Below are 6,753 nucleotides of genomic sequence, written 5' to 3'. Positions count from 1 at the left end.
CCGCTCTCCTTCCCCTGTCTCCCCCCCACCCCCCCCCCCCCGGCTGCCCCTCACCTATCAACCAACCACCCACTCCGGCGGCGGGGGGGGGGCGGCGCGCCCCCCCCCCCCCCCAAAACCAGTGGAACGGCACGGCGCGCCCCATTACCGTGCTGCCGGACCACGTCGCCCAGTCAAGGACGCACCGTTGTACACCCTGTGAGACATCCCGAGCGCTGAATCGTCGCGCGTCGCACCCGTGCGACGTGCTCTTTCTTGCTGCGGTCTTCTCACTGAAACCGGTGTACTGCTGTGCTCAACAACTGGGCCGTCATGCCCACCTGCCTGCCACTTGTTCTCCGACGTTGCCACGCATGCGCGTCCGAGCATTTCCGGGCAAATGGCAAATTCCGCGTCAACGCACATCACAAGCTCCTCGACGCCTGGCTCCTCGTGCTCTGCACCGGGTGCGGGGAAACCTCGAAGCTCACGGTCCTGGAGCGCGTGAACGTGCGCTCCGTGCGGCCCGAGCTGCTGGACCGGCTACATGCCAACGACCCTGCCCTGGCAGGGGAACTCCTTCAGGATCCAGTCGTACGGCGCCGCAATCGCATCGCCCTCGACTGGGACAACGCCTGGCGACTCGACACCGGCGGATCGGATCATCTGAACCGCGAGGTGATCGACATCTCGGTCCGGTTCGCCGCTCGGATCCCCGTCCGGCCGGTGCGGCTCGTCGCCGAGGGCTGCCGGCTTTCGCGGGCCGAGGTCGAGCGGCTGATCACGGCGGGGAATCTCGTTTCGGGAGTGCGGCTGACCGGCAAGGTCTCCGGCGACTTCACCTTCACGCTCAAGCGCTGAATCCTCCCCACCTCAGGGGCCCGTCCGGCAGCATCCGCCGGACGGGCCCCATTCGGTATACCAAGTCGATCTCAAGTCGCGATTTCACTCCTATCGAACTGCGGCATCCGCCCTCTTTTGTGCCGCCAATTATGCTGCAAAACCGGCAAACAAGGCCCTACGGACCCGCCTGGGCGTCGAACCTTCTGGTATACCGTTGCGCCTCAACGCGTACCCGAGTCCGTACTCGTCCTGCCGCCCTGCCGTCCTCAAGGAGGCTTGATCCCATGCGTCGAATTCCGGCCGCTCTGTCGGTGGCCGCATTGCTGGCGATCACCACCGCATGCAGTTCGCTCTCCCCGCCAGGCAAGGAGACCACCGCCCAGGCGCGGCTCACCGACCTGCGTCCCGTACGCGACGGCGGCACAGTCACCATCGGGCTCAAGTCCGACCCCGACATGCTGGACCCGAGCCTCACGACGACCCTTGTCGCCCGCACCGTGTTCACGTCCATGTGCGAACAGCTCTACGACGTGGACCAGGAAAACAAGTTCGTCCCGCAGCTCGCCGACTCGATGCCGAAGATCACCGACGGCGGCAGAACCTTCACCTTCACCGTTCGCAAGGACGCCACCTTCAGTGACGGCGCACGCCTGGACGCCCGGGCCGTGAAGACGTCACTCGACCGGCATCTGCATCTGCGCGGCTCCGGACGCGCCTCCGAGATCGACTCGGTGAAGAAGGTGACCGCCATCGGTCCGTACACCGTGCGGCTCTCGCTGAGCCACCCCGACGTACCGCTGCTGGGCCGGCTCGCCAACACGGCCGGGCTGATCATGTCGCCGAAGGCCCTGAAGACGTACGGGACGAAGTTCGCGACCCATCCCTCGTGCGTCGGCCCGTTCCGGTACGTGAAGCGGGTCGTCGGTGACCGGATCGAGCTGGCGAAGGACCCGCTGTACTACGACGCGGACAAGGTCCACCTCGACCACGTCATCTACAAGACGATCACCGACGGCAACATCCGGATGGCCAACATACGGTCCGGCGACGTCCAGATCGGCGACCAGATGGGCCCGGTCGAGGTACGCAACTCCATGGGCGAGAAGGACCTCCAGCTCCTCAACACCCCGTCGCTCGGCTACATGGCCCTCACCCTGAACGTCGGGAACTCGCACGGCATCGACAAGAAGCCCAGCCCCGTCGACAACCCCTTCGGGCGCGATGTACGCGTCCGGGAGGCCTTCGATCTGTCGCTGGACCGCGAGCTGATCAACAAGCTGGTCTTCCAGGGCATGTACGAGCCGGCCTGCAGTCCGGTTCCGCCGGGAACGCCGCTCAGCTCGCCGGTCACCTGCCCGAAACGGGACGTGGACAAGGCCAGGCGGCTGCTCAAGGCGGCCGGTGTGAAGACCCCGGTGCCGCTGGAGCTGATGATCAACACCACTCCGGAGGACAGCCGTCTCGGGCAGGTCGTGCAGGCCATGGCGGCGGACGCCGGATTCAAGGTCCAGCTGCGGCCCACCGAGTTCGCCACCGGGCTGACCCGGACCCTCGCCGGTGACTTCGAGGCACGGACCGGCGGCTGGGGCGGCCAGCCCGACCCGGCGGGCAACATCGACAGTCTCGTGGGCACGACGGGCAGCAACAATCAGGGCAAGCTCTCGGACCCGGAGATCGACCGGCTGATCGTCCAGGGCCGCAGCACCCCGGACGTCGCCGAGCGCCGCGAGATCTACCGCAAGCTCACCGCCGCGATCAACAAGCAGCACGGGGTCATCTACCTCTACCGCAACATCAGCTACGTCTCCGCCTCGCAGGACGTGAGCGGCATCAAGCTCTCCGGTGACGGCCTGATCAGGGTCAAGGAAGCCGGTTACACGAAGGGGAGCCGGTGAAGACCCTCCGCCAACTGCTCACGTCGTACGTGAGCCGCCGGATCGGCATGTCCCTGGTGACCATGGTGCTGGTCAGCATCACCGTGTTCCTCGGGGTCCGCGCGATGCCCGGCGACACCGCCCAGGCGCTGGCCGGTGAACAGACCTCCCCCGAGGTGCTGGCCGCGATCCGATCCGAGTACGGGCTCGACGACAACATCGCCGTCCAGTACTGGCGTTACGTCAGCAACGCGGCCACCGGCGACTTCGGCACCTCGGCCCGTACCGGGCTCCCGGTACTCGACTCCATCACCCAGGCGCTGCCCATCACCCTCGAACTGGCGGCCCTTTCCCTGCTGATGGCCGTGGTCGTCGGCATCGGAGCCGGTGTCATGGCGGCCGTCCGGCGCGGAAAGCCGGAGGAGTGGCTGGCCAACGGCATCGCGCTGCTGGGCATGTCGGTGCCCGCGTTCTGGCTCGGCATCGTGCTGGTGCTGGTCTTCGCCATCGCCATGCCGGTGTTCGCCGCCTCCGGATTCGTACCGTTCAGCACCGATCCGCTGGAGAACCTGAGGCGTCTGGTGCTGCCCGCCGTCGTGCTCGGATCCGGCCTCGCCGCGGTGGTGATGCGCCAGACGAGAGCGGCGATGATCGACGCGATGTCCTCGGACTATGTGCGCACCGCACGGGCCAAGGGGCTGTCCCCGGCCGCCGTGATCGGCCGGCACGGGCTGCGCAACTCGCTCGTCACCGTGATCACCGTGCTGGGGCTACAGCTCGGCCACCTGATCTCCGGCGCCGTCGTCACCGAACAGGTCTTCGTCCTACCGGGCTTCGGCAAGCTCACCATCGACGCGGTCTTCACCCGCGACTACGCGATGGTCCAGGGCGTCGTCCTGTTCACCTCGGCCGCCTACATCCTGATCAACCTGCTGGTCGACTTCCTGTACTCGGTGGTCGACCCGCGCATCCGGCTCGGAGGTTCCCGATGACCCTCGCCCCGTCCACGGCGCCGCCCGCCGCCGCGCCCCCCGCGGTACGGCCCGGCGCCCGTGCCGCACGGCTACGGCTGGCCACCTCGCTGAGGCGGCTGCGGCGCAACCGGCTGGCCCTGGTGGGTGCGGTGCTGTCGGCGGTGTTCGTTCTCGTCGCCCTGCTCGCGCCGCTGCTCGCCCCCTACGACCCGGCACGCCCGGACTTCAACGCGGCTCTCATGGAACCGAGTTGGTCGCACTGGCTCGGAACGGACGATCTGGGCCGCGACCAGCTCTCCCGGGTACTGGTGGGCGTCACCGCGTCGATGCAGGTCGGTGTGCTGGCCGTGCTGCTGGCCTTCGTCGTCGCCGTGCCGCTCGGGCTGGTGGCCGGCTACTACGGCCGGTTCGCCGACTCCGTGGTCTCCCGGCTGACGGACACCATGCTGGCCTTTCCCTTCCTGGTCCTGGCCGTGGGTCTCGCCGCCGTCATGGGCCCCTCGCTGGAGAACGCGACCATCGCGATCGGTATCTCGCAGATCCCCGGAATCGTCCGCGTCACCCGGGCCGAGACGCTGCGGCTCAAGCACCTGGACTACGTGGGCGCCGCCGTGGCCAACGGGGGCGGTGACGGGGTGATCCTGTTCCGGCACATCCTGCCGAACGCCACCTCGACGCTGATCGTGCAGGCCACCGTCGGCATCCCGTCCGCCATCATCGGCGAGGCGGTGCTCAGCTTCCTCGGCCTCGGAGTGCAGCCGCCCGCCCCCTCGCTCGGCGTGATGCTCTCCAGCGCCCAGCCCTTCATCGCGGACGCGCCCTGGATGGCGGTCTTCCCCGGACTGGTCATCGTGGTCGCCACTCTGGCGTTCAACCTGCTCGGTGACGGCGTACGCGACATCCTCGACCCCCGCGGAGGTTCCCGGTGACCGAAGTCGAAACGTCCACCGTGGAGCGGTTCGCCGCAGACGCCGGCCCCGAGCCGGCGCTCCGGGTCCGCGACCTGACCGTCTCCTTCCACGGTGCGGAACGCACCGTGCACGCCGTCGACGGCGTCTCCTACGATCTGGCGCCCGGCGAGGTACTGGCCGTGGTCGGCGAGTCCGGCTGCGGGAAGTCCGTCACCTCCATGGCCGTGATGGGGCTGCTGCCGCCGACCGCCAGGATCGGCGGGTCCATCAGCCTGGACGGCCAGGAGCTTGTCGGCGCCCCGGAGAAGCAGCTGCGCTCGCTCCGCGGCAGGCGCCTCTCGATGATCTTCCAGGAGCCGATGACCTCGCTCAATCCCGTGCTCACCATCGGCCGGCAGATCACCGAGGTCCTCATCCGCCACCAGGGCCTGAGCCGCCGCGCGGCCAAGGAGCGGGCCGTCGAGCTGCTCGGCATCGTCGGCATCCCGGCGCCGCGCAAGCGGGTCGACGAATACCCGCACCAGCTGTCCGGAGGCATGCGGCAGCGGGTGATGATCGCCATCGCGGTGGCGTGCGACCCCGCGGTGCTGATCGCCGACGAACCGACGACCGCTCTCGACGTGACGGTGCAGGCCGGCATCCTCGATGTGCTCCGCTCGCTGCGGGACCGGCTCGGCACCGCCATCGTCCTGATCACCCACGACCTCGGTGTGGTCGCTGACACCGCGGACCGGGTCCTCGTGATGTACGCGGGCCGCCCCGTCGAACGGGCCTCGGTGGACGAGCTGTTCGGCTCACCCCGGCATCCGTACACCCGTGGTCTGCTCGGTGCCGTGCTGCGTCCCGGCAGCCGGGGCGTGGGCGGGCGGGCGCGGCTGAACGAGATCCCCGGCCTCGTGCCCGATCTGCGCGAACAGGCCGAGGGGTGCAGTTTCGCGCCGCGTTGCGCCTCGGCCGAGGACACATGCCTGACGAGCCGCCCGCCACTGGAGAAGGCCGCGGGCACCCATCTGATCGCCTGCTACCACCCGGCCGACGCCGCCGGGTCCGACCAGTCCCCACCCGACGCGAGCAAGGGAACCGTCCGATGAGCGCCGGAATCGACCCACCGACCGTCACTCCCGTGCTGGCCGTGCGCGGCCTGAAGCGGCACTTCGACGGGGCCGGCGGCACCGTGAAGGCGGTGGACGGGGTGTCGTTGACGATCCTGCCCGGCGAAGTCGTCGGCCTCGTCGGGGAGTCGGGCAGCGGCAAGTCCACCGTCGGACGCTGCGTGGTCCGTCTCGACCGGCCGACCGACGGCAGCGTGGAGATCAACGGCACGGACGTCACCGGGCTTTCGCCCCGTGCGCTCAGGCCGTTGCGCAAGGACTTCCACCTGGTGTTCCAGGACCCCTCGTCCTCGCTCAACCCGAGAATGACGATCCGCCAGATCATTGCGGAGCCGCTGCGGCTGCACGGCATGGCGACACGTGCCGAGGCGGCACAGCGGGTGGACCAGCTCCTCGCCCAGGTGGGCCTGCGGCCCGAACTCGCCGACCGCAATCCCCATGAGCTCTCGGGCGGTCAGCGTCAGCGCGTCTCCATCGCACGGGCGCTCGCGGTCGATCCGGCGCTCCTGGTGGCCGACGAGCCCACCTCGGCCCTCGATGTGTCCGTCCAGGCCTCAGTCCTCAACCTCCTCGCAGACCTGCAGCGGGACCGGGGCTTCGGCTGCCTCTTCATCACGCACGACCTCGCGGCCGTGGAGTATCTGGCGGACCGCATCGCGGTGATGTACCTGGGCCGGATCGTCGAACAGGCCCCGGCTGCGGAGCTGTTCGCCGCGCCGAAGCACCCGTACACGCAGGCGCTGCTGTCCGCGGCGCCGGTGCCCGACCCCGCCGAGCAGCGCGGCCGTCGCCGGATCGTGCTCGGCGGCGACCTGCCCAGCCCACTGGACCCGCCGCCCGGCTGTCACTTCCACACCAGGTGCCCGCTGGCCACCGACCGCTGCCGTACCGAGGCACCTGTCCTGCGCACGCTGTCCACCGAGGGCCCAGTCAGGGAGGTGGCCTGCCATCTCGTCGCGGACGACGGCAGCGTGCCCGATGCCGCGAAGGCGGTGGCTGCGGCTGCGGTGGTCTGACCGCAGCGGCTGACCTGCCGCACACGCCGGAGCCCGTCCACCAC

The 6,753-nt window shown here is 69.3% G+C and carries 6 protein-coding genes; all 6 read left to right on the top strand.

Annotated features, from left to right (window positions below; genetic code table 11):
- Positions 1-291: 291 nt before the first annotated feature.
- The 6 genes from ACFVW8_RS37915 (at position 292) to ACFVW8_RS37890 (ending at position 6,709) form a co-directional block, all read left to right on the top strand.
- Positions 292-840 (top strand): DUF1062 domain-containing protein, encoded by a 549-nt coding sequence (locus ACFVW8_RS37915; protein WP_389698393.1) that lies wholly within the window; start codon positions 292-294, stop codon positions 838-840.
- A gap of 266 nt (positions 841-1,106) precedes the next feature.
- Entirely contained in the window at positions 1,107-2,717 is a 1,611-nt protein-coding gene (locus ACFVW8_RS37910) for an ABC transporter substrate-binding protein (RefSeq protein WP_389698391.1), read from the top strand.
- The gene (locus tag ACFVW8_RS37905; protein ID WP_389698389.1) at positions 2,714-3,688 is read left to right on the top strand and encodes an ABC transporter permease; all 975 of its coding nucleotides are present in this window, start codon (positions 2,714-2,716) and stop codon (positions 3,686-3,688) included. The genes ACFVW8_RS37910 and ACFVW8_RS37905 overlap by 4 nt, the downstream gene beginning before the upstream one ends.
- Entirely contained in the window at positions 3,685-4,599 is a 915-nt protein-coding gene (locus ACFVW8_RS37900) for an ABC transporter permease (protein WP_389698387.1), read from the top strand. The genes ACFVW8_RS37905 and ACFVW8_RS37900 overlap by 4 nt, the downstream gene beginning before the upstream one ends.
- Positions 4,596-5,672 carry an ABC transporter ATP-binding protein gene (locus ACFVW8_RS37895; RefSeq protein ID WP_389698385.1) on the top strand — a complete coding sequence of 359 codons (1,077 nt, stop codon included), beginning with the start codon at positions 4,596-4,598 and terminating at the stop codon, positions 5,670-5,672. The genes ACFVW8_RS37900 and ACFVW8_RS37895 overlap by 4 nt, the downstream gene beginning before the upstream one ends.
- Positions 5,669-6,709, top strand: coding sequence for an ABC transporter ATP-binding protein (locus ACFVW8_RS37890; RefSeq protein WP_389698383.1), 1,041 nt, complete (start codon positions 5,669-5,671; stop codon positions 6,707-6,709). The genes ACFVW8_RS37895 and ACFVW8_RS37890 overlap by 4 nt, the downstream gene beginning before the upstream one ends.
- Positions 6,710-6,753: the final 44 nt, after the last annotated feature.

Source organism: Streptomyces sp. NPDC058221 (assembly GCF_042882365.1).
Classification (GTDB): domain Bacteria; phylum Actinomycetota; class Actinomycetes; order Streptomycetales; family Streptomycetaceae; genus Streptomyces.
The sequence above is the reverse complement of the archived record's forward strand: the minus strand, read 5'-3'. Positions and strand labels throughout refer to the sequence as shown.

Coding starts and splice junctions, on each gene's coding strand:
- ACFVW8_RS37910 (WP_389698391.1), top strand. CDS start 1,107: ATGCGTCGAATTCCGGCCGCTCTGTCGGTGGCCGCATTGCTGGCGATC.
- ACFVW8_RS37900 (WP_389698387.1), top strand. CDS start 3,685: ATGACCCTCGCCCCGTCCACGGCGCCGCCCGCCGCCGCGCCCCCCGCG.
- ACFVW8_RS37890 (WP_389698383.1), top strand. CDS start 5,669: ATGAGCGCCGGAATCGACCCACCGACCGTCACTCCCGTGCTGGCCGTG.